The sequence below is a fragment of the Chelatococcus sp. GCM10030263 genome (assembly GCF_042666455.1).
Taxonomy (GTDB): domain Bacteria; phylum Pseudomonadota; class Alphaproteobacteria; order Rhizobiales; family Beijerinckiaceae; genus Chelatococcus.
In genome coordinates, this window is sequence record NZ_JBHTDB010000009.1 from 203,390 (window position 1) to 224,848 (window position 21,459).

17 protein-coding genes are annotated in these 21,459 nt (G+C 65.0%); 8 read left to right on the plus strand and 9 right to left on the minus strand.

The window, feature by feature from the left end:
* Positions 1–103 precede the first annotated feature (103 nt).
* Complete coding sequence (locus ACFQU1_RS19820) at positions 104–2,935, plus strand: EAL domain-containing protein (RefSeq protein ID WP_378136783.1); 2,832 nt, start codon at positions 104–106, stop codon at positions 2,933–2,935.
* Between the two features lie 23 nt (positions 2,936–2,958).
* Here the strand turns inward: ACFQU1_RS19820 and ACFQU1_RS19825 are convergent, their stop codons facing one another.
* The gene (locus tag ACFQU1_RS19825) at positions 2,959–3,570 is read right to left on the minus strand and encodes a YqgE/AlgH family protein (protein WP_378135881.1); all 612 of its coding nucleotides are present in this window, start codon (positions 3,568–3,570) and stop codon (positions 2,959–2,961) included.
* A gap of 169 nt (positions 3,571–3,739) precedes the next feature.
* Between ACFQU1_RS19825 and ACFQU1_RS19830 the strand changes: the two genes are divergently transcribed.
* A complete protein-coding gene (locus ACFQU1_RS19830; protein ID WP_378135883.1) occupies positions 3,740–4,567 on the plus strand; it encodes a protein-disulfide reductase DsbD domain-containing protein in 828 nt (275 codons plus the stop codon).
* Between the two features lie 88 nt (positions 4,568–4,655).
* Positions 4,656–5,141 (plus strand): peroxiredoxin, encoded by a 486-nt coding sequence (locus tag ACFQU1_RS19835; protein ID WP_378135885.1) that lies wholly within the window; start codon positions 4,656–4,658, stop codon positions 5,139–5,141.
* Positions 5,142–5,326: 185 nt separating this feature from the next.
* Here the strand turns inward: ACFQU1_RS19835 and ACFQU1_RS19840 are convergent, their stop codons facing one another.
* The 3 genes from ACFQU1_RS19840 to ACFQU1_RS19850 form a co-directional block, all read right to left on the minus strand.
* Complete coding sequence (locus tag ACFQU1_RS19840) at positions 5,327–6,160, minus strand: ribonuclease HII (protein ID WP_378135887.1); 834 nt, start codon at positions 6,158–6,160, stop codon at positions 5,327–5,329.
* A gap of 67 nt (positions 6,161–6,227) precedes the next feature.
* Complete coding sequence (locus ACFQU1_RS19845; protein WP_378135889.1) at positions 6,228–6,668, minus strand: VOC family protein; 441 nt, start codon at positions 6,666–6,668, stop codon at positions 6,228–6,230.
* Positions 6,669–6,705: 37 nt separating this feature from the next.
* Positions 6,706–7,908 (minus strand): PA0069 family radical SAM protein, encoded by a 1,203-nt coding sequence (locus tag ACFQU1_RS19850; RefSeq protein WP_378135891.1) that lies wholly within the window; start codon positions 7,906–7,908, stop codon positions 6,706–6,708.
* Positions 7,909–8,049: 141 nt separating this feature from the next.
* Between ACFQU1_RS19850 and ACFQU1_RS19855 the strand changes: the two genes are divergently transcribed.
* Positions 8,050–8,553, plus strand: coding sequence for a hypothetical protein (locus tag ACFQU1_RS19855; protein ID WP_378135893.1), 504 nt, complete (start codon positions 8,050–8,052; stop codon positions 8,551–8,553).
* 113 nt (positions 8,554–8,666) lie between these two features.
* The gene (locus ACFQU1_RS19860; RefSeq protein ID WP_378135895.1) at positions 8,667–8,921 is read left to right on the plus strand and encodes a hypothetical protein; all 255 of its coding nucleotides are present in this window, start codon (positions 8,667–8,669) and stop codon (positions 8,919–8,921) included.
* Positions 8,922–9,949: 1,028 nt separating this feature from the next.
* On the opposite strand, the gene cydB is transcribed toward ACFQU1_RS19860, so the two are convergent.
* From cydB to ACFQU1_RS19875, 3 genes are all read right to left on the minus strand, one after another.
* Positions 9,950–10,954, minus strand: coding sequence for a cytochrome d ubiquinol oxidase subunit II (gene cydB / locus ACFQU1_RS19865; protein WP_378135897.1), 1,005 nt, complete (start codon positions 10,952–10,954; stop codon positions 9,950–9,952).
* A 21-nt stretch (positions 10,955–10,975) separates the two neighbouring features.
* Positions 10,976–12,373 carry a cytochrome ubiquinol oxidase subunit I gene (locus tag ACFQU1_RS19870; RefSeq protein WP_378135899.1) on the minus strand — a complete coding sequence of 466 codons (1,398 nt, stop codon included), beginning with the start codon at positions 12,371–12,373 and terminating at the stop codon, positions 10,976–10,978.
* Positions 12,374–12,523: 150 nt separating this feature from the next.
* Positions 12,524–13,390 (minus strand): uracil-DNA glycosylase family protein, encoded by an 867-nt coding sequence (locus tag ACFQU1_RS19875; protein WP_378135901.1) that lies wholly within the window; start codon positions 13,388–13,390, stop codon positions 12,524–12,526.
* Between the two features lie 161 nt (positions 13,391–13,551).
* Here ACFQU1_RS19875 and ACFQU1_RS19880 point away from each other — a divergent pair, with 161 nt between their 5' ends.
* The 3 genes from ACFQU1_RS19880 (at position 13,552) to ACFQU1_RS19890 (ending at position 18,061) form a co-directional block, all read left to right on the plus strand.
* On the plus strand, positions 13,552–15,228 hold the full coding sequence (locus ACFQU1_RS19880; RefSeq protein ID WP_378135903.1) for an electron transfer flavoprotein-ubiquinone oxidoreductase: 1,677 nt from the start codon (positions 13,552–13,554) through the stop codon (positions 15,226–15,228).
* A 113-nt stretch (positions 15,229–15,341) separates the two neighbouring features.
* A complete protein-coding gene (locus ACFQU1_RS19885) occupies positions 15,342–17,144 on the plus strand; it encodes a tetratricopeptide repeat protein (RefSeq protein ID WP_378135905.1) in 1,803 nt (600 codons plus the stop codon).
* Between the two features lie 14 nt (positions 17,145–17,158).
* Positions 17,159–18,061 carry a 4-(cytidine 5'-diphospho)-2-C-methyl-D-erythritol kinase gene (locus ACFQU1_RS19890; RefSeq protein ID WP_378135907.1) on the plus strand — a complete coding sequence of 301 codons (903 nt, stop codon included), beginning with the start codon at positions 17,159–17,161 and terminating at the stop codon, positions 18,059–18,061.
* 1 nt (position 18,062) lies between these two features.
* Here ACFQU1_RS19890 and ACFQU1_RS19895 read toward each other — a convergent pair whose 3' ends face one another.
* Both ACFQU1_RS19895 and ACFQU1_RS19900 read right to left on the minus strand, forming a co-directional pair.
* Complete coding sequence (locus ACFQU1_RS19895; RefSeq protein ID WP_378135909.1) at positions 18,063–19,346, minus strand: NAD(P)/FAD-dependent oxidoreductase; 1,284 nt, start codon at positions 19,344–19,346, stop codon at positions 18,063–18,065.
* Positions 19,347–19,476: 130 nt separating this feature from the next.
* Positions 19,477–20,910, minus strand: a complete 1,434-nt coding sequence (locus tag ACFQU1_RS19900) for a hypothetical protein (protein ID WP_378135911.1) — start codon at positions 20,908–20,910, stop codon at positions 19,477–19,479.
* Between the last annotated feature and the right edge of the window lie 549 nt (positions 20,911–21,459).

Sequence of the window (21,459 nt, forward strand, 5' to 3'; positions counted from 1 at the left end):
GCACAGCTAGGACTTGGGCTATGAGCCGGGCGCCTATCCGCAAGAGAGTTCCGCATTGCGAGTGATCCGCCTCCTCACCCCATTGATCGCTGGCATCTGGCTCATGCTCGGGGTGCCGCAGGCGCAGGCGGTGGAAGCCGTGCGCGTCACTCTCGATGCCGCCGCCATCGACCTCACGTCGGTGGTGGAGCACTATCACTCCGAAAGCGACCTCATCCAGATTTCGACTGCGCCCGGACCGGACGGGATCGTGCGGCGCATCGCGGTGAAGGCGCGCGAAGGCGGCACGCGCCCGGACTGGATCGTCTTCGCGCTGACCAATGATACGGACGAGCAGATCGACCGGCTGCTCGTCGCGCCGCATTACCGGCTCGTCGGCTCGGGCGTCATCTGGCCGGACCTCGGGTCGAGCCGCATCGCCGCGATCACGGCGAGCCAGGGTATCCGTCCGGAGCGGGAGGAGGCGTCGGATGCCGACACCTTCACCATCACGCTCGACCCCGGCACGACCGTCACCTTCGTCGCGGAACTGCAGACGCCGAACCTGCCGCAGCTCTATCTGTGGGAGCCGGAGGCCTACAAGCACAAGGTCAATGGGCTGACCCTCTACAAGGGCATCATCATCGGCATCGCGGGGCTGCTCGCGCTCTTTCTCACCGTCGTCTTCGTCGTCAAGGGCGCGGTGATCTTTCCGGCCGCCGCGGCTCTCGCCTGGGCGGTGCTCGCCTATGCCTGCATCGATTTCGGCTTCTTCCAGCAGATCTTTCCCATAGCGGCCGCGACCGAGCGCATTTATCGGGCGGCCGCCGAGGCGGTCCTCGCCGCGACCTTGCTCGTCTTTCTCTTCGCCTATCTCAATCTAAGCCGATGGCACGTGCGCTACAGCCATGTGACGCTCGGCTGGCTCGTCTTCCTCGGCGCACTCGTCGGGCTTGCCGTCTTCGATGCCCCGATCGCCGCCGGCGTCGCGCGCATTTCCATCGCCGCCATCGCGGCGGTCGGCTTCGCGCTCGTCGTGCATCTGGCGAGCCACGGCTACGACCGCGCGGTCATGCTCATCCCGACCTGGCTGTTGCTGCTCGTCTGGGTGGCTGCAGCGAGTTTCACCGTGCTGGGTGAGTTGACGCGTGATCTCGTCTCGCCGGCCCTGATCGGCGGCCTCGTGCTCATCGTGTTGCTCATCGGCTTCACCGTCATGCAGCACGCCTTCGCGGGCGGGGCGCTGGCCCAGGGGCTCGTCAGCGACAGCGAGCGGAAAGCCCTGGCGCTCGCGGGCTCGGGCGATGTCGTCTTCGACTGGGATGTGATCGCCGATCGCATTTTCGTCAGCAACGAGGTCGAGCAGCAGCTCTCGCTCCGCCGTGGCAGCCTGGAGGGGCCAGCCTCGGCCTGGCTTGACGTGATCCACCCCTTCGACCGCGATCGCTACCGCGCCACGCTCGATGCCGTGCTCGAGCAGCGGCGTGGCCGCATCGCGCTCGACTTCCGCCTGCGCGCCTCCGACGGCCAGTATTTCTGGTTCAATCTCAAGGCGCGTCCGGTCGTCGGCAGCGACAACGAAGTGATCCGTGTCGTCGGCACGTTGAGCGACGTCACCGAAAGCCGCAATGCCGAGGAGCGATTGCTGCATGACGCGGTGCACGACAATCTGACCGGCTTGCCGAACCGCGAGTTGTTCCACGACCGGCTCGATGCCGCGCTCGTCTTCAGCCGCCGCGGCGGGCTGATCCGCCCGACGGTGATCGTCGTCGACATCGACCGCTTCAAGGGTGTGAATGAATCCGTCGGCCTGTCGGCCGGCGACTCGATCCTGCTCACCTTGTCGCGCCGCCTCGGCCGGCTCCTGCGCCCTCAGGACAGCCTCGCCCGGATTTCCGGCGACGAGCTGGCGCTCATCCTCGTCTCCGAGCGCGAGCCCGACCGCATCATCGCCTTCGCCGACATGATCCGGCGCGCGGTGACGACGCCCGTGACCTTCGCCGAGCGCGAAATCTTCCTCACCGCCTCGATCGGCATCGCGCTGCACGACTCCCAAGAGGACGTGAAAGGCGACGAGATGCTGCGCAACGCCGAGATTGCCATGATCCACGCCAAGCGCCAGGGCGGGGACCGCATCGAGGTCTTCCGGCCGGGCATGCACGGCCAGCGCAACGATCGGCTCGCCCTGGAGAGCGACCTCCGGCGTGCTCTCGAACGCGGCGAGATGAAGGTCTATTTCCAGCCGATCGTACGCCTGGAAGACCGCACCGTCGCCGGTTTCGAGACCCTCCTGCGCTGGGATCACCCGCGCCAGGGCCGCCTGATGCCGCATGATTTCATCCCGATTGCGGAGGAAAGCGGCCTCATTGCCGAGCTCGGCGCCTTCGCCTTGGAGCGCACGGCGCGCGAGCTCTCGGTCTGGCAGCGGGCGCTCGAGGTCGACCCGCCGATCTTCGCGAGCGTGAATATTTCGAGCCGCCAGCTGCTGCGCCACGACCTCCTGCACGACGTCAAGACCGTGCTCGCGCGCACGCCCGTCGAGCCCGGCTCGCTGAAGCTGGAGTTGACCGAGAGCCTCGTGATGGACAACCCGGAATATGCGGCGCAGATGATGAAGCGCATCCGGGATCTCGGCGCGGGCCTGACGCTCGATGATTTCGGCACGGGCTATTCGGCGCTCAACTATCTGCAGCGCTTCCCCTTCGACACCATCAAGATCGATCAGTCCTTCGTGCGCCAGCTCGGCAATGGTGGCCGGCCGGTGATTTTGCGCGCCATCGTCTCGCTGGCGCATGACCTCGGCATGGAGGTCGTGGCGGAGGGAGCGGAGAACGAGTCCGACGCGATCGAGCTCTACCAGCTCGGCTGCGAATATGCCCAGGGCTTTGCCTTCGGCGAGCCGATGACGGCTCATGATGCGCGCCGCCTCGTGGGTGCGGCGCCCGAGGCGGCCTGATAAGAGCGGCGAAAGATGTCGCCTCAGGCGTGACCGGCTTGGCCGGAGAGCATGCCGGGCTCGATGCCGAGCGCCCGCAGGGCGAGATCATAGCGGGCGTCGAGCGAGGCCTCGAAAAGAAGGTTGAGATGGGCGGGGCAGTTCAGCCAGCCATTCGCCTGGATCTCGCTTTCGAGCTGGCCGGGAGACCAGCCGGAATAGCCGAGCGCCAGCATGGCGCTGGCGGGACCCTCCCCACGCGCGATCGCCTTGAGGATATCCACGGTGGCCGTGAGGCAGACGCCGTCGTCGATGGGCAGCGTGGAATTGTCGATGAAGAAGTCGGCCGAATGCAGGACGAAGCCACGGCCCGTCTCTACGGGGCCGCCGCGCAGCACCTGCATGCGCTCGGCCTGGGTTGGAAGCCGGATGACGTCCTCGGGCGGGATGATGTCGAGCTGCACGAGCAGGTCCGGAAAGCTGAGGTCAGGCGCCGGGCGGTTGACGATGATGCCCATGGCGCCCTCGTCCGAATGCGCGCACACATAGATCACGCTCCGGGAGAAGCGCTCATCGCTCATCCCGGGCATGGCGATGAGCAACTGACCGTCGAGATAGCCGCTGGTCTCGCCGCTTCTTGCCTGCTCAGCTCGCATGGTGGGCCCCTTTTCGTTCTATGCTAAGACCATGGGTCAGCTTTTCAACGCATTTTGCACTCATAGGTTCGCGAGGCTCACCGGATCGTGCCTCGCGGGATCAAAATAGAGACGTTATGTCACTGAAATGAAAGATAGAGCAGACGGACTGCGGAAAGGCGTATCGGCATTGGCGGCCCTCTCCTGTGCTGCCTTTGCGATGTTTTTCTCCGGCGCGCGGGCAGAAGAGGCACGCCTCCAATCCCCGTCCCATTCCACCGTCCGGCTGGAGGCGATCGCCGTGCCGCCGGACAGCGGCGACCGCAAGGTGGCGCTCGATATCACGCTCGCACCGGGCTACAAGACCTATTGGCGCACGCCCGGCGATTCGGGGGTTCCGCCGAGCTTCGACTGGTCGAAATCGGATAATCTCGCCTCGGTGACGGTGCGCTGGCCCGCGCCAAAACGCTTTCCTGACGGCGACGGCTACGCCAATGGCTATGGCGGGCGCGTGCGCTTTCCCCTCAACGTCGTCGCGCGCGATAAGGACAAGCCGCTCCTTCTGGCGCTGAAGCTCGACTATGCCATCTGCAAGGACATTTGCATTCCGGCCACGGCCGAGATGACGCTGCGACTGCCGGCGGCTGGCGAGGGCGTCTCGATCCCGCTCAGCCGGGCGGAGGAGGCCGAATTGCCGCGGCGCGTGGCCTTGGGCGAGGCGCTCGACGGTCTCGCGATCACCGCCGCCGAGGGGCCCGTCGATTCCCTTCTCGTCAAGGCGCAACTGCCGAACGGATCTCCCGACGCCGATCTCTTCGTGGAAGGTCCCGATGGGTGGCTGTTCGGCAAACCCGACGTGACCATCAGCAATGACGGGACGGCGCTTTTCCGCGTGCCCCTGACGGATCGTCCCTCCGGGCCGTCGGCGCCCAAGGTGCCCTTGCTCTTCACGCTGGTCGACGCGGGCCGTGCGATCGAGGTGGTGGCGGACCTCGACGCGAGCGGCCCGGCGCGGTAACTCAATGGGGCAACACGACGGCGCAGCCCGATGAGGTCCGGGGCGCCGTTTCCTTCGTGATCCCCATCGTCCCTCAGGAGTCGAGCCCATGGCTATCAAAGTCGGTGATCCGCTGCCGCAAGTGACGTTTCGCATTCCGACCGCGGATGGTCCGGCCGCCAAGACCACGGATGATCTCTTCAAGGGACGTCGGGTCGTTCTTTTTGCCGTACCGGGCGCCTTCACGCCGACCTGCAACAACAATCACCTGCCCGGTTTCCTCGCCAAGGCCGACGCCATCAAGGCCAAGGGAATCGAGGCCATCTTGGTCACGGCGGTCAATGACGTCTTCGTGATGGGCGCCTGGGCCAAGGCGACCGGCGCCGAAGGAAAGATCGAGTTCCTGTCGGACGGCAGCGCCGACTTCGCCACCGCCGTTGGCCTCACCTTCGATGGCAAGGGCTTCGGCCTCGGCACCCGCTCGCAGCGCTATTCGATGGTCGTGAACGACGGCGCTGTCGAGATGCTCAATGTCGAGGACGCGCCCGGCAAGGCGGAGGTCTCAGGCGCCGACGCGCTCATCGAGAAGCTCTGAGTCTGACACAGCCATAGGACCTGGCGTCCCAAGGGGTCGCACCGGTGGGGCGCGCCAGACCGGCTGTTGCCGACCTCGACTCTATAGAAGCTGAACTCGGCAATAGTCCGGGTTCAGCTGCGAGGCGCCGGCTCCGAGAGCCGGCGTTCTCGAATGCCGGCGCTCGACTGCAAGCCCGGAACGCCTCAAGCCGTGATTGATGCGACCAGCGCAATATCCAGCTCGGCCGTGATCTCGACCTCCACCTCGACACCGGGTTTCAGCGGCGCGAAGCTCATGCGGTGGAAGGGGCAGGGGCCGTGGGCGGCGATGGCCGCCCGATGCTCGGGCGTCGCATAGCCCTTGTGCCGCGAAAAGCCATAGGCGGGAAAACGTGTGCACAGCCGGCGCATCATCCGGTCGCGTGTGACCTTCGCCACGATGGCGGCAGCCGCGATCGATGCAACGGTCGCATCACCCTTGACTACGGCCTCGACTGGGCAGGGGGCCGGAGGCCTGTCGATCCCGTCGACGAGGGCCATCATGGGCATCACCGGCAGCGCCCCGAGCGCCCGCCCCATGGCGGTGAGCGTCGCCTTACGGATATCGGTAGCGTCGATGTCGCGGGCCGGCACGCTCGCCACGGCCACATGGCTCGACATCAGGATAAGATCATAAAGCCGCTCGCGTTCCTCGGGCGGCAGCAACTTGGAATCGGCGAGCCCCTCCGGAATACGCTCGGGATCGAGCACGACGGCGGCAACCACGACCGGCCCGGCGAGCGGGCCCCGCCCGACCTCGTCCACACCGGCCACGGGCCAGAGGCCTCGCGCTCTCAGCCGCTCTTCCCGGTCGAAGGTGGGAAGAGCCGGAAGGACGAGCGACAGTTGCTCGATCGTGCTCCGCGACTTGGCCGACGGCTTAGCCGATCCCCTGGCAATCGCTTTTGCTGGCGGCTTGCCCGGCACCGTGGGTGTCTTCGCCTTGGTCTTGGCTGAAGCCTTGGCCGAGGCGGGCGATTCGGTGAGGGAGCGCTTCATGCGCCCATGGTGCCGGTTCCCAATCGATCCTCAACCGAAAAATGCCGCCGGCCTCGGACATTCTGCCTCAGGCCGGGAGCGTGACGCGTCCGGTGGCGTCGAGCGGGAAGAAGGGATTATGCGCGATTTCCCAGGGATGGCTGTCGAGATCGGCGAAATAACCGGAATAGCCGCCCCAGGAGGTGCGCGCGGCGGGCTTCAGGAGCCGCCCACCACCGGCCACGGCAGCAGCCAGCGCCGCATCGACCGCTTCTTCGCTCGGCTTGTTCTGGGCGAGCGCGAAGCCGCCGAAGCCGGGCGGAGTGTCGGCAAGACCGGCGTCGGCCGCGAGCTCGGCCCGCGACCAGAGCGCCAGAACGAGGCTCTCGAGCGCGAAGAAGCTGACCTCGTCGGTGCTCGCGCCGGCCGACCTGCGCCAGCCGAGCCGCTCGTAGAAGGCGGTGCTTCTCGCTACGTCGCTGACGCCGAGCGTGATCAGGCTGACTGATGCGGCAAAAGGCTGTGCCATGGCGAAACTCCCTATGTTCTTCGTCTGTGCCGGCCGCTCAGAACAGGCTGAGCTGCTCGGTCGCGGCTTTCGGGGGCGTGAAAAGATCGGTTCTGAGCCGCGTGCGCTGCTTGTTGAAGCCGATCCGGCTCGCAGCCATCTCGAAACGCCGGCCGATCATCCAGGCATAGGGGCCGCTGCCGACCATGCGCTGGCCCCAGCGGGAATCGTAGTCCTTGCCGCCGCGCGTCGAGCGCACGAGCGACAGCACGTGGCGGGCCTTCCCGGGATGATTGGCGAGAAGCCATTCGCTGACGATGTCCTTGATTTCGAGCGGTAGGCGCAGCAGCACATAGCCGGCTTCGCGGGCTCCCGCCGCATATGCGCGCTCCAGGATCGTCTCGATCTCCGCTTCGTTGATCGCCGGGATGATCGGGGCGACGAGCACGGTAACAGGAATGCCGGCGGCCGCGAGCGCTTCGATCGTCGCGAGCCGTTTGGCGGGTGTCGCCGCGCGTGGCTCCATGCTGCGGGCGAGCGCCGGGTCGAGCGTCGTCACGGAAATGGCGACCTTGGCGAGCCCGCGCGCCGCCATCGGGGCGAGTATGTCGATGTCGCGCGTCACCAGGCCCGATTTGGTGACGATGCCGACGGGATGGCCGAACTCGGCCAGGACTTCGAGCAGGCTGCGCATGATCTTGAACTTGCGCTCGATCGGCTGATACGGGTCCGTATTGGTGCCGATCGCGATTGTGCGCGGCTGATAGCCCGGCGCCGCCAGTTCCTTGGCGAGGAGGGCCGCGGCCTCCGGCTTGGCGAAGAGCTTCGATTCGAAATCGAGCCCCGGCGACAGGCCCATATAGGCGTGGGTCGGCCGCGCGAAACAATAGACGCAGCCATGCTCGCAGCCGCGATACGGGTTGATCGAGCGGTCGAAGGAGATATCCGGCGATTCGTTGCGGGTGATGATCTTGCGCGCCCGCTCGACGCTCACCTCCGTCTTGAACGGCGGAAGCTCCTCCAGACTGCCCCAGCCGTCATCGGCGTCCTCGCGCGTCAGAGGCTCATAACGTGCGGCGGGATTGGTGACGGCGCCGCGCCCCCGGCGGCGATCCTGATCGACCTGCATGTGGGCCAACGGGTCGTCCGGATTAAGTCCCGAGCCTTTGCGTGGCGGACGCCGATCCGCCTCGTCCAGTGCCTTGGACTGCACCCGCTCGGCAGCTTTTGAATGGCCCTTGATCAAGGCTCTTTGAGCCATGATGATCCCTCTTGATGACGTCGGATCTCGGTGAAGTCGGAGTGGTCTCATTATGGGAACAAAAAGAGAACATAGCAAGGGCGTGCTCTGCGGCGCTGGCTGGCGCGCAGCGACTTGCCCGCCGGTTGCGGCCGGTGCGCGATGATCTCTGCAGTCATTCGTGCCGGTGGTGACGGCGAGGCGCTCGGAGCGACGATTGCGGCGCTGGTGCCGGCGGTCGCCGATGGTGTGCTGCGTGATGCCGTCGTCGTGGACGAGGGCGGCGACGCGGAGATCTGGGAGATCGCCGATGCAGCGGGAACGCATTACCTCAAGCTGTCAGCGGGCGAGGATGCCTGGTGCCGCGGCGCGGCGGCGGTTAAAGGGCCCTGGCTTCTGCTGATCGCCGCCGGCGATCTGCCCGAGCCCGCCTGGGCGGTCGCCGCTGAGCGCTTCATCCGCAAGGTCAAGCCTGGAGACGTTTTGGGCGGCGCGCGCCTCACACGGTCCCGGAGCTCGGCCTGGGGCGGTCTGCTGCGTCGATTGGCTCCCCAGTCGCGTGTCACCTCCGGGGTTCTGGTGTCGAAGGACCTTGTCCTGCAGGGCCATCTCGGCCGGGCGCGGCTGAAGCGGCTGGCAGTGGCACTCGACCATTATGGGAGATGAGCAGAATTGGCGCTATTTTGAAGCGATGAGAACGCTATCTCCCGTTGATATCCTGCCATCATTTGGTCACCAGCCGTCAATACTGGCGCCAGCTGAATTGCAACGGAGGTGAGATGCGCGCCATAGAGATCAGCGACGCAAATGCTGTGACGGGTGCTTGGATCGGGGGGGCGAATATTGGGCGTCTAGACATCTTAGGAATCGTACGACCTAATCACTCGAAAGAAAATCTGAGCCCGCCGCTGATGGATCCGGCTTCCTATATCTGGCCAGATCCCAATATCAAGCCGGTCATTGTCGATTTTTCGAAAGCTGGGAAAGGCATCGGAATCACCGTGCCGACCGAAACGCTTCAGGACTGGTTCTGAGAGCGAGCAGAACAATTCGAACGGCCCGGCCTGCGGCGACGACGTCGGTAGCTTTGTATTGGTAGAACTCATGCCTGATGCCGTTCTACTCGGTACATCAGCACAGCGCATGTGTTTTGCACGGAAATGCTCGACTTATTTTTGTCGCAAGTTGCCCATAGAGCGGCCACGTTCCACGATTTTCACAGGAGAGGTGAGATGCGTACTTTGGATGAGACTGCGTCGGGCACAGTGATCGGCGGGCTTGGAAAGAGCACATCGATTGCCGGAGCCTTCGCGCAAGTGGACGGGCACGGAGGCCTCGGCTCCTATGCTAGTTTCAGACTGGTCCGCGAACTCGCCGATACTGCCGCCTTCCACCTGTCGACCGAGACCAAGCCAACGAGGAGGAAAAATTGTCGCGAGGGTGCGATATGGACCGTCATACCGCCGTTCGGGATTCACGTCAGATGCCCCCCCATGGCGACAAGTTAGGCCACGAACCGGTATTGCCGGTGCCGTCTCGCGGAGCCGCTTTCCCTGTGAACAACACTGGCGAGCCGATCAACCGTCGCCGTAGTCACGATCCCTCAATGGCTTGGGTGAGTTCCCTGCTTTACTTAGGATTACCATTCCGGAAAACTCACGTGTTCTTAGTAAGGCTGTTGCACCCTCTACGGAAGATGAAGAAGAAAAATAATTGGATCGAATGTATAGTATAAATCGGTTTAAATAAATATTTTGACTTATTGGCTTGCTTGACGGTAAGCAGCTCCAGGATGTGAGCTAAGGAACGTTCGGCATGAGAATTCTTGACGAAAGCAAAAGCGAACGCGTGGCGGGCGCTGGCGCGGACAGATACAGTTGCGGAACGCTCTCTGCGAGGATCGCAGGCCAGAGCAGGTCCCTTGACTGTCGCGGCTCGCGGCGGATCGTGCGGCAGATCGGAGAGAGGGGCTTTTCCGCTGCGATTGACGAGCGATCGCCGCTTGCCGACGGAGCGGGAACGGTGGCCTGGCAGCCAATGCGGTGATCTTGATCGGCGGGGGTCAGTGATAGCCCTCGCCCTCTGCCAGCTTTCCGCGGAAGGTCCAGTAGACGAAGACCGTGTAGCAGAGTACGAGCGGCAGCAGGAAGAGCGTGCCGATCAGGATGAAGATCTGCGAGGACGGCGCTGACGATGCCTCCCAGATCGTGACGGTCGGCGGAACGAGATAGGGAAAGTTGGAGATCGCGAGCCCCGCATAGCACAGGATGAAGATCCCGATCGTGCCGAAGAAGGGCAGCGCCGTATGTTCCCGCCCCAGCGCCCGCCACACCATGACGACGAGAACGGCCGTCAGTGCCGGGAAGATCCAGAGATAATAGATGTTCGGTGCGGTGAACCAGCGCTCGGCGATATGCGCGAAGATGATGGGCGTCCACAGGCTCACCAGCGCGGCGATTGCCGCCACGGCGAGCATGAGCGGCCGGGCCAGCTGGCGCGCGTGCGCGGCGGCCGGGCCGACCGTGCGCATCGTCAACCAGGTCGCGCCGAGAAGGGCATAGCCCGCCACGAGGCCCACGCCCGTGAGCAGCGGGAAAGGGGCGAACCACTCGAAGGAGCCGCCGGCATAGGCGCCGTTCTCGACGGTGATGCCCTGCAGCAGCCCGCCGAGGATGACGCCCTGGGCAAAGGCCGCGACGATCGAGCCGCCGGCGAAGGCGATGTCCCAGATCGCGTGTTTCGGCTTCGCCACCCAGCGGAATTCGAAGGAGACGCCGCGGAAGATGAGGGCGAGCAGCATCACGATGACCGGTAGATAGAGCGCCGGCATGATGATGCTGTAGGCGAGCGGAAAGGCGACCCACAGGCCTCCGCCGCCGAGCACGAGCCAGGTCTCGTTGCCGTCCCAGAAGGGGGCGACCGAATTCATCATCTGGTCGCGGGTCGCTTCATCCCGCGTGGTCGGGAAGAGAATGCCCACGCCGAGGTCGAAGCCGTCGAGGATGACATACATGCCGACCGCGAGCGCGATGATGGCGGCCCAGATTACCGGCAGATACCATTCCATGGCGAGCCTCCCTCCGCCGCTTCATTCGCCCGGGGTGAGAGCGGCCCGGGTCGCCCCTTCGGCCGCCGACAGCGGGCGGTTGGGCAGGCCCTCTTGTGGCCCGGTGACGTGGGGCACCGGCCCCTTGTTGATGAGCTTGTTGATGTAGCGGATGCCCATCGCGAACACGACGCCGTAGATGAGGACGAAGGCGACGAGGCTCACGAAGACGGTCATCGCCGGCACCGGCGAGCGCGCATCGATGGTCCGCAGCGCCCCCGTCACCACCCAGGGCTGGCGGCCGATTTCAGTCACCATCCAGCCGGAGACGATGGCGAGAAAGCCGAGCGGCCAGGACAGGGCCGCAACCCTGAGATAGAGCCGATTGGTGAAGAGCCTGCCGCGCCACCAAAGGTAGCCGCCGACGAAGGCGAGGAGGATGAGGAAGACGCCGATGCCGACCATGGCGCGGAAGGCGAAGAACACCGGCGGCACGGGCGGCCTGTCCTGCACCGGGAAGGCTTTGAGGCCGGGATAGATGCCGTCCCATTCGTGCAGGATGATGAAGCTGCCGAGATGCGGAATGGCAATCTGGAAGTCGTTGGTCTCCGTCGCCTCGTTCGGCCAGGCGAAGAGCACGAGTGGCGCAACCTCCTGCGCCGGCCAATGGCCCTCGATGGCGGCGAGCTTGGCCGGCTGATACTTGGCCGTGGCCTGGCCGTGGAAGTCGCCGATGAGGGCCTGGACGGGGGCGAGCACCAGGGCGAGGCCGAGGCCCATGCGCAGCATCGTCCGCCCGTCTTCCACATGTTTGCCGGCCAGCAGATAACGGGCGCCGACGGCCAGCACGACGATCGCGGTCGTCAGATAAGCCGCCACAACCATATGCGCCAGGCGATAGGGGAAGGTCGGATTGAAGACGATCTTGAACCAGTCCACCGGATAGGCGATGCCGTCCCGCATCTCGTGCCCGGTGGGATATTGCATCCAGCTGTTGGCCGAAAGGATCCAGAAGGCCGACATGCAGGTGCCGAGGGCGACCATGACGGCGGCGACGAGATGCAGCCAGCGTGGCACCCGGTCCCAGCCGAACAGCAAGACGCCGAGGAAGGTCGCTTCGAGGAAGAAGGCGGTGAGCACCTCATAGGCCATCAGCGGGGCAACGATATTGCCTGCCACGACCGAGAAGCGGCTCCAGTTCGTGCCGAACTGGTAGGAAAGCACGATCCCGGACACCACGCCCATGGCAAAGGACACGGCGAAGATCTTGGTCCAGAATCGCGCCAGCGTCCGATAGCGTTCCTCGCCCGTATAGAGATGGCGGGCGATCAATGTCGCGATGAAGGCCGACAGTCCGATGGTGAAGGCCGGGAAAATGATATGAAAGGTGATCGTGAAGGCGAATTGGATCCGTGCCAGAAGGCTCGCGTCGAACGGCATCCTCTCTCCTTCCGCGGGTAATCGTCATCCCGTATCGGACCAGATAACCTATTCGACCATAAAAGCGGGTTTCAGGCGACCTCTTCTGCTGCTAATCCGCTCGGCGTATTGTCTCACGGCAAAAATGCCGCAGTGCAAAATGCCGCAGCGTCAGTCAACGCGCGGCGGCAATTCCTGGAGAGCCTTCTGCAGGGCACGCAGGTCACGCCAGGCGAGCCGTTTCTGCAAGGGCTGGCGCAGGAGGTAGGCGGGGTGGAGCGTCGCCAGCGCGCGGATGGTGCGGCGTCCGGTGTCATAGGAGAACCATTTGCCGCGGCTGCGCAGAATACCCTCGGTCAGCCCGAGCAGGGCCTGGGCGGAAGGACCGCCGAGGCAGACCAGGATGTCGGGATCGCAGAGTTCGATCTGTCGCTTGAGGAAGGGCTGGCACATCGCCGATTCCTGCGGCGTCGGCGTGCGATTGCCCGGCGGCCGCCAGGGAACGATATTGGCGATATAAACCTGTGTGCGGTCGAGCCCGATGGTCGCCAGCATGCGATCGAGCAATTGCCCGGAACGGCCGACGAAGGGCAGGCCTTGGAGATCCTCGTCGCGGCCCGGTGCCTCGCCGACGAGCATGACACGGGCTTGCGGGTTGCCGTCAGCGAAGACGAGATTCTTGGCGGTACGTTTCAAGCCGCAGGCGTCGAAGGCGGCAAGGCGCTCCCGCAACTCCTCCATGCTCTGCGCCGCCCGTGCCTCGGCGCGGGCCGCAAGTGCTGCATCATCGGCGGTCTCGGCGCCCTGCGGGAAGGGCGGCGGACGGTTCGGCTCCGGGCTCGCCCCGGCCGGTGCGGCTCGCGCGCCGCGGTTGTCGCCGGCCGCCTCGCTCGCTCGCGCCGCCCGCGCGCGACCTTCCGCTTCCGTTTCGGCAAAACGGTCGTGCGGCTCCTCGTCCAAGGCGAACTCGATGCCCGCCTCGGCATAGAAGGCGATGAGCGCCTCGATGGCCTGAAGATCCTGAACGTGAAAGGACATGCCCTATGTTACGTCAGGTACGGCAGAAATGACCAGCGAGACTGCACCTCGATCAGCGCCGATCTGTCGTCGGCAATAGTGCGGCTCGATGGTTTCACTGGCATCGAAAATGTGGCAATCGAGTTTTCCCGGCAAGCGCTTGAGGACAGAAGGATAAAGGCATGGAGCTGCCCGCTCGGGAGGCAATGGACTACGACGTCGTCATCGTCGGGGCGGGGCCCGCGGGGCTCGCGGCGGCCATTCGTCTGAAACAGCTCGCCGCTGACGCGGGGCAGGAGGTCTCGGTCGTCGTGGTGGAGAAAGGCTCCGAAGTCGGCGCCCATATTCTGTCCGGCGCCGTGATCGATCCTTCCGGCCTCGACAATCTGTTGCCCGACTGGCGCGAGGATCCCGAGCGGCCTCTGAAAACAGAAGTGAGTGCAGACCGTTTCTATTGGCTCGGCCCGGCGGGCGGCGTCCGTCTGCCCAATGTGATGATGCCGCGGCTGATGAACAATCACGGCAATTTCGTCGGCTCGCTTGGCAATGTCGCGCGCTATCTCGCACAGCGCGCCGAGGCGCTCGGCGTCGAGATCTATCCCGGCTTCGCCGCCACCGAAGTGCTGTTCGGTGAAGGCGGCGAGGTCGCGGGCATTGCGACCGGTGACATGGGTGTCGGCCGCGACGGCGAACCGAAGGCGGATTTCACCCGCGGCATGGAGCTGCGCGGCCGCTACACGCTCTTCGGGGAAGGCGCGCGCGGCAGCTTGAGCAAGGAGCTCATCAAGCGCTTCGATCTGCAGGCAGGCCGGGAGCCGCAGAAATTCGGCATCGGCCTGAAGGAGCTCTGGCAGGTGGCGCCCGAGCAGTTCCGTCCGGGTCTGGTGCAGCACAGCTTCGGCTGGCCGCTCGACAACCGAACAGGCGGCGGCTCGTTCCTCTATCACTTCGACGACCACCTGGTGGCCGTGGGCTTCGTGGTCCATCTGAACTACGAGAATCCGACCCTGTCGCCCTTCGATGAATTCCAGCGCTTCAAGACGCATCCGATGATTCGCGAGGTCTTCGCGGGCGGCCGCCGTATCGCCTATGGTTCGCGTGCCATCACCGAGGGCGGCCTTCAGTCGGTGCCGAAGCTCGTCTTTCCTGGTGGCGCGCTGATCGGCTGCGCGGCCGGCTTCGTCAATGTGCCGCGCATCAAGGGCAGCCACAACGCGGTCCTCTCCGGCATGCAGGCGGCGGAGGAGGCCTTTGCCGCGCTCACCGCCGGGCGCAGCCACGACGAACTCGCCGGCTATGAGGAAGGCTGGCGCAACTCGGCCATCGGTCGCGATTTGAAGCGCGTGCGCAACGTCAAGCCGCTGTGGTCGCGCTTCGGCACGGCCGCCGGTGTCGCCCTCGGCGGGATGGACATGTGGACCAATGAGCTCTTCGGCTTTTCGCTCTTCGGCACGCTGAAGCACGGCAAGCCGGACCATGCCACGCTGAAGCCGATCGACCGGGTGCGGCCAATCGTCTATCCGAAGCCGGACGGCGTCCTCTCCTTCGACAAGCTGTCATCGGTCTTTCTGTCGAACACGAATCACGAGGAGAACCAGCCCGTTCACCTGAGGCTCGCCGACCCGAGCATCCCGGTGGCGCAGAACCTGCCGCTCTATGGCGAGCCGGCGCGGCTCTATTGCCCGGCCGGGGTCTATGAGATCGTCTATGACGACGAGGCCAACCGGAAGGATCCCCGTTTCGTCATCAATGCGCAGAATTGCGTGCACTGCAAAACCTGCGACATCAAGGACCCCGCCCAGAACATCACCTGGGTTCCACCGGAGGGTGGAGGCGGCCCGAACTATCCGAACATGTGAAGAGCGAAAGACCCCGGCGACAGAGCGGCGCCTTGCCCCCATCCGCCAAAACCGTCATGCTACCCGGGAACCCTATATTGGGCCCTTTGGGCGTGCGACTTCGGACAACACACGTGATCACATCGCTGGCGCGTCGGCGCCTTGTTGCCATAGCCTCCCTTCTCGTCGCCGCTGGCGTCGGCTTGCCCCTGCCTGCGGTAGCGGCGCGCGCCGCCGAGGAACCTCAGACGAATATCGAGCTTCCCAAGGCCGAGAGCCTGGAGGGCGATTTTCTCGCCGCCATCGTGGCCGGTTCGGCCGGCGACACCAATGCGGCCGCCACCTATTTCCGCGAAACCCTCAAGGACGACCCGCGCAATCCGGAACTCGTGGAGCGGGCCTTCGTCGCCTTTCTCGCGGATGGCGCCATGCCGGAAGCCTTCAAGGCGGCCGACTTCATCGTAAGGCGCGAACCGAACAACGGTCTCGCCCGGCTTACGCTCGGGGTGAAGAATATCGAGGCCAAGCGCTATGCCACCGCGCGACGCGAGCTGGCGCGCGGTGGGCGGGGCTATGCCGCCGATATTACTGCGACGCTCCTCACCGCCTGGAGCTGGGCGGGATCAGGCAATCTGAAGCAGGCAATCTCCACGGTCGAGCGGCTCAAGGGCGAGAGCTCCTATAACGTCTTCCGGGACTATCACGCCGGCCTGATCGCCGCGCTGCGCGGTGACGATAAGGAGGCCGAGCAGCGTCTCACCGCCGCCTATAATGCGGAGCGCACGACGTTGCGCGTCGTCGACGCCTATGCGCGGCTCGAAGCGGGCCGCGGCCAGAAGGACAATGCGATCGCCGCCTATGAGGCTTTCGAGAAGCTGATGCCGCGTCACCCGGTGGTGCGCGCAGCCCTCGCCGATCTCAAGGCGGGCAAGCCTTTGCGGCCGCTGGTCGAGACCCCCCAGCAGGGTGCGGCCGAAGTGCTCTACGGCTTGGGAGCCGCTGGCAACAGCCAGGGCGACGAGGTCGCCGCGATGATCTATCTGAGGCTCGCGCTGTTCCTTGCTCCGGATCACGAACTCGCGAAGATCACGCTGGGCGACATCCTCGAGCGCCTGAAACAATATGATGAGGCCATCGCGCTCTATAAGACGCTGCCTGGCGATTCGCCGCTCAAGGCGCATGCCGACGTCCAGGTCGCCATGTCCCTGGATGCGCTCGAAAAGCCGGACGAGGCGATCGCCTATCTCAAGGGCGATGTCGAGCGCAACCCGACCGATGTGGAGGCACTCTCGGCGCTCGGCGGCATCCTGCAGAAGCGCAAGCGCTACGCCGAATCGGCCGAAACCTATACCAAGGCGATCGACGCCCTCGGCACGCCCGATATGGGCAACTGGTCGCTGTTCTATTTCCGCGGCATCGCTTACGAACGCTCGAAGCGGTGGCCCAAGGCCGAGGCCGACTTCAAGAAGGCGCTGGATCTCGCGCCGGAGTCGATCGGGCGCGATCGCGCGCTCATCCTCAACTACCTCGGCTATTCCTGGGTCGATAAGGGCATGAATATCGACGAGGCCTTCCAGATGCTGAAACGCGCGGTGGAGCTGCGTCCCCGCGACGGCTTCATCGTCGACAGCCTCGGATGGGCCTACTATCGCATGGGCCGCTACGACGATGCCGTGCGCGAGCTGGAAAAGGCCATCGACCTCAAGCCCTCCGACCCCACCATCAACGACCATTTGGGCGATGCCTATTGGCGGGTTGGGCGCCGGCTCGAGGCCAAGTTCCAGTGGAACCATGCTCGCGATCTGAACCCCGAGCCCGAAGATCTCGCCAAGATCGTGCAGAAGATCAAGGACGGCTTGCCGGACGAGGAAAAGCCCGCTGCAGCCGAGGTCAAGGAACCTGCCGGTGGCGAGACGAAGGACAAGAACGGCGGCTGACGCCGCGGTCCTTCATGACCAGGGCCATTGTCCTTCAAACTGGTGATGGGCGGCTGGCGACACGTGCGCCGGCCAAGGTCAATCTGACGCTCCATGTCCTCGGTCGCCGTGCGGACGGCTACCACGCGCTCGAAAGCCTGGTGGCCTTTGCCGGCGTCTCGGACGATCTGACGCTCCGGTCCGGCAAAGGCTTGTCTTTGGCGCTTGCTGGTCCCCGCGCCGGCGAGATCGCGGCCGGCGACGGCAATCTCGTGCTCAGGGCCGCCCTCGCCTTGGCTGGAGAAGTGCCGGGGCTCGTGCTCGGCGCCTTTACCCTCCTGAAGCGCCTCCCCATCGCAGCCGGCATCGGCGGCGGTTCGGCCGATGCCGCGGCAGCGCTGCGCCTTCTTGCCGAAGTGAACGGCCTTGCGCGCGACGATCCGCGGCTCGTCGCGGCCGCGCGTGCCACGGGCGCCGATGTCCCCGTATGCCTTGCCGCAACGGCGCGAATGATGCGCGGCGCGGGTGAGGAGCTCGGCCCGGCACTCACGCTGCCGCCGCTCTTTGCGGTGCTCGTCAACCCCGGTGTGGTCTTGGAAACCGCAATGGTCTTTCGCGGGCTGGGCCTTGCACCCGGCGAGGAGAGGGCAGGGGCGGCTCATCCGCTCGTCGAAACGAAGCTGCCGCCCCCCACATTCATCGCAGCGCTTGCCGCCGGACGGAATGATCTCGAGGCGCCGGCGCTTGCCGCTGCTCCCGCGATCGGCGAAGCCTTGGCGCTGTTGCGTGAGCATTCCGACTGCCGCCTCGCACGGATGTCCGGCTCGGGTGCGACCGTCTTCGGCCTGTTCGACGACTGCCGAACCGCGAGCCGGGCTGCCCGGCATATCGCCGCACTTCGACCGGCATGGTGGGTCAAACCGACGGTGCTGCGGTAGGCTACAGGCGCGCGTCCACCAGATGGGCGGCCTGCGCGCCGACTTCGTAAAAAGCTTCCTTGAGCCGCCGCAGGGGTGCTTCGGTCGGTGCCGTCACCGGTAACGGCAGATCCTTTTCGGCGAGGCGACCGCCGATATGCTCGGCGAGGACGCGGCCGAAAGCCGTGCCGGGTGCGATACCGCGGCCGTTATAGCCGCTGAAGCTGATCACATTCGGCGCAAGCCGATGGAATTTCGGCAGGTTGTCGGCCGTCATGCCGATCTTGCCGTACCAGCGCGCGACGAAGCGCACCGGCCCGAGCTGCGGAAAGAGCTTGGCCAGCGCACGCTTCGCCCAGGCCTCGTGCACGGCGGTGCCCGTGCCGCGCAGCGCTCCCACGCTGCCGAAGACCAAGCGGCCATCGCGATCGAAGCGGAAGGAGCTCAGCACCTCCCGCGTATCCCAGGCGCCCTGGCGCTCCGGCAGGATCGTCCGCTGGAGATTATCGCCGAGGGGTTCGGTCGCCATGTTGAAATAGGGCAGATGCACGAGCTCGGTGCGGATCTCCGGCCAGGGCGTGCCGGTATAGGCATTGGTCGCCACGATCACCCAGTCGGCGCTGATCGTCGCCGCCGGCGTGCTGAGGCGACACCGTTCGCCGCTGCGCTCGGCGCCCGTTACCGGGCTGCCGGTGAAGAGCACGGCGCCGGCGTCGATGGCAGCCGCGGCAAGCCCGCGCACATAGGCGAGCGGCTGGATGGTGCCCGCCCGCCGGTCGAGCAGCGCCCCGCGATAGGCGGTGGAACCGGTCTTCTGCGCCGCCTCTGCCGCATCGAGCAGCTCGACCGGCGCGCCGCGCGCCTGCCACTGCGCCGCGCGCTGCTCGATCTCCTTGAGCCCTTCCTCACCGACGGCGCAATGCAGCGTCCCCCTCTGCACGGAATCGCAGGCGATGCCATGCTTATCGATGAGTGAAAAAACGAGCCGCGGGGCATCGCCGAGGAGGGTGAGCAGCCGCTCGCCATAGTCCGGGCCGAGGGCGGCCGGCAGATCGTCCGGCATCACCCACATCCCGGCATTGACGAGCCCGACATTGCGGCCGGAGCCGCCGAACCCGATCTCCGTCGCTTCCAGCACGACGACCCGCGCGCCGCCATCGGCGAGATGAAGCGCAGCCGACAGGCCGGTGAAGCCTGCCCCGACCACGACCACGTCCGCTTCGAGCGTGCCTTGCGCGCGCGTCGTGGGCGGTGCCTGCGGGGCTGTCTCTTCCCACAGGCCGTGGGAGCGAGGGTCGTTCAGCATGGGCTCTAACCGGCGTTGCACTGCCTGCCTTGATGACATCGAGGTCGTGCAACTTCAAATGCGAAAAGGGCAGGCGCACCAATGGCGCGGCAACCAGCCGCCTTATCGACGACGCTGATGTCGTCGCCGGTCACATGAGAGCGTCACAATCGCAAGGCGGGGAGGCTCGCCCGACTAGCTCCGCGGCGAGAAGGTCATCCTCCGTTTGGGCCGTCGGCAGGAATTCTGGCACTGCCGCCCCGGAAAACACCGCATCCGCCGCTCGCCTCAGTTCGACCGTCGAGCCGTCCGGTGCGATCACGTAAGTGCGGTCGCGCAGCTTGATGGTCACGATCTCATCATGCGGCGGCACTTCGAACATGGGCCCGGCCCAGGGGACCATGGAGACCGGTTGCCGCAGAAAGGCCGATTGTGCCACCTCCGTCAGAAGCGCCGGCAAGATCTCACCGATGGTGTCTTGCCGCTCGCCAGGCAGATAGGCGAGTCGCAACTCGCTCAGCGCCGCTCCGAGAACCGCATCGAGAATCGATGCCGCTGTCGGTGCATTGCCCGCGCCGTCGCTCTTCACCTCCGGCAGAAAAATCGGAATGCCGACACCACCGAAGGTCTCCGTTCTCAATGGCGTCTGCGTGTGCTGCGAAACCGCGTCGAGGCCTTCGGGCTCCACGCTCGCGCATGACTGCTGCGCCTCGCGGCCGGCCTGGAAAGCTGCTGCAACAGACTCACCGTCGTTCGCTCCGGCCTTGACCGCATCGCATAAAGTGATCTGCCCGATGGTCTCTTGCCATTCGCGGGAGGTGTTGCCGGCCCCCTCGACTGATGATGTGACCGTTTTTGTCCGCACCAAATTCAGGATGGCTTTGGTCGCGACGAGCGTTTCTGCGGAGAGCGCCTCGCCGGAGTCTCCCGTCGCCGCAACGAGCGCTCTGCCGATTCCGACCTGCCAGCCGAGGTCCTCGAGAGCATCGAAGATGGAGGTGGTCGGGGCGCTGCCCGACATGAATTTGAGCGGTACCCTCGCCATGACCGCGGCGAACAGATCGTCGAGCGTTAGTGCCTTGACGCTTTCGAGCCGGTCCTCGCCGACCAAACTCGCCAGCACCGCATCCACATGCGCCTCGATGTCGATCGGCTTTGCGAGCGTCACGACCTTGCCGTTGAAGAGGAGGCTGTCGTCCGTCCCGAAATTCTCGATCGTGAGCAGGGGCTTACCGTCTGTCCCGGCGCGGCAGCCGGCCAGTTCGACGACATAGGGGAGCGTACCGACGTCGACGGTTCGAGGCTCTGGGGCCCTGATGAGGTGATCGCGCAACTCTATAGCGGCCAGGAGCGATCGCTCATTTCCGAAGAAGGCCCAGTCGTCGCCGTAGATGCCGTCGCTGTCGGTTGAAGATCGCGCTGCAAGAATGAAATGCTTGTCTCGCCAGGAGAACAGATAAGGGGCTTCGGGGCTGATGAGCGTTTTCGCGGTCGCGACGGCTTGAGGGAAGGTCGCATGGCGGGCATCGAACGGGATCAAGGTCGGTACGGCCGAATCGAGATCGAGGACCTCACCCAGGTACATGGGCTTTGCGGTGACCGCCCTCAGTACGGGAACTCCGTTCGAAAGCCCCCAGTGAGCAAAGTCGGTGTAAAATGGTCCTTCACTTCCGTTCGCAAAATCCCAAGGGCGCGCGGAACCTATGAAGATCCGCACCAATTCGCTGACCAAGCTCCTGTCGACCTGAATCGGCATGGGACGGGGAGAACTGATCAGGCCGATGATCGGTTCGTCCGGTTCCGTGACATAACTCGCCCCAACCTCGGCAGATGTTTCCGAACCCATCCAGCCGCAAGCTGGCGGCTGGATGGCGATCGACAGATCGTGGGTATGCGCTAGGAAGACTTCCCGCCTGTCTGCGTCGATCTCGGTATATGACATATATGTCTCCCACGCGTTGCGCATGGGCGGGCAATATCACTTGCGGCTGTTGTCTCTGGAGAAGATTCAGCTTGCGATTTGCGCGGATGACGTAGCCTGTTCCGCAGAAGTACTTGGATAAAAACAGAATTACCTGCGTTTCTGAAAGGATTTCGGACGCAAGCGCATCGGCGGCCTCCTGCAAGCCGAAGG

Coding starts and splice junctions, on each gene's coding strand:
- ACFQU1_RS19820 (WP_378136783.1), top strand. CDS start 104: ATGCTCGGGGTGCCGCAGGCGCAGGCGGTGGAAGCCGTGCGCGTCACT.
- ACFQU1_RS19825 (WP_378135881.1), bottom strand. CDS start 3,570: ATGCGAGCTGAGCAGGCAAGAAGCGGCGAGACCAGCGGCTATCTCGAC.
- ACFQU1_RS19835 (WP_378135885.1), top strand. CDS start 4,656: ATGGCTATCAAAGTCGGTGATCCGCTGCCGCAAGTGACGTTTCGCATT.
- ACFQU1_RS19840 (WP_378135887.1), bottom strand. CDS start 6,160: ATGAAGCGCTCCCTCACCGAATCGCCCGCCTCGGCCAAGGCTTCAGCC.
- ACFQU1_RS19845 (WP_378135889.1), bottom strand. CDS start 6,668: ATGGCACAGCCTTTTGCCGCATCAGTCAGCCTGATCACGCTCGGCGTC.
- ACFQU1_RS19850 (WP_378135891.1), bottom strand. CDS start 7,908: ATGGCTCAAAGAGCCTTGATCAAGGGCCATTCAAAAGCTGCCGAGCGG.
- ACFQU1_RS19855 (WP_378135893.1), top strand. CDS start 8,050: ATGATCTCTGCAGTCATTCGTGCCGGTGGTGACGGCGAGGCGCTCGGA.
- ACFQU1_RS19860 (WP_378135895.1), top strand. CDS start 8,667: ATGCGCGCCATAGAGATCAGCGACGCAAATGCTGTGACGGGTGCTTGG.
- cydB (WP_378135897.1), bottom strand. CDS start 10,954: ATGGAATGGTATCTGCCGGTAATCTGGGCCGCCATCATCGCGCTCGCG.
- ACFQU1_RS19870 (WP_378135899.1), bottom strand. CDS start 12,373: ATGCCGTTCGACGCGAGCCTTCTGGCACGGATCCAATTCGCCTTCACG.
- ACFQU1_RS19875 (WP_378135901.1), bottom strand. CDS start 13,390: ATGTCCTTTCACGTTCAGGATCTTCAGGCCATCGAGGCGCTCATCGCC.
- ACFQU1_RS19880 (WP_378135903.1), top strand. CDS start 13,552: ATGGAGCTGCCCGCTCGGGAGGCAATGGACTACGACGTCGTCATCGTC.
- ACFQU1_RS19890 (WP_378135907.1), top strand. CDS start 17,159: ATGACCAGGGCCATTGTCCTTCAAACTGGTGATGGGCGGCTGGCGACA.
- ACFQU1_RS19895 (WP_378135909.1), bottom strand. CDS start 19,346: ATGCTGAACGACCCTCGCTCCCACGGCCTGTGGGAAGAGACAGCCCCG.
- ACFQU1_RS19900 (WP_378135911.1), bottom strand. CDS start 20,910: ATGTACCTGGGTGAGGTCCTCGATCTCGATTCGGCCGTACCGACCTTG.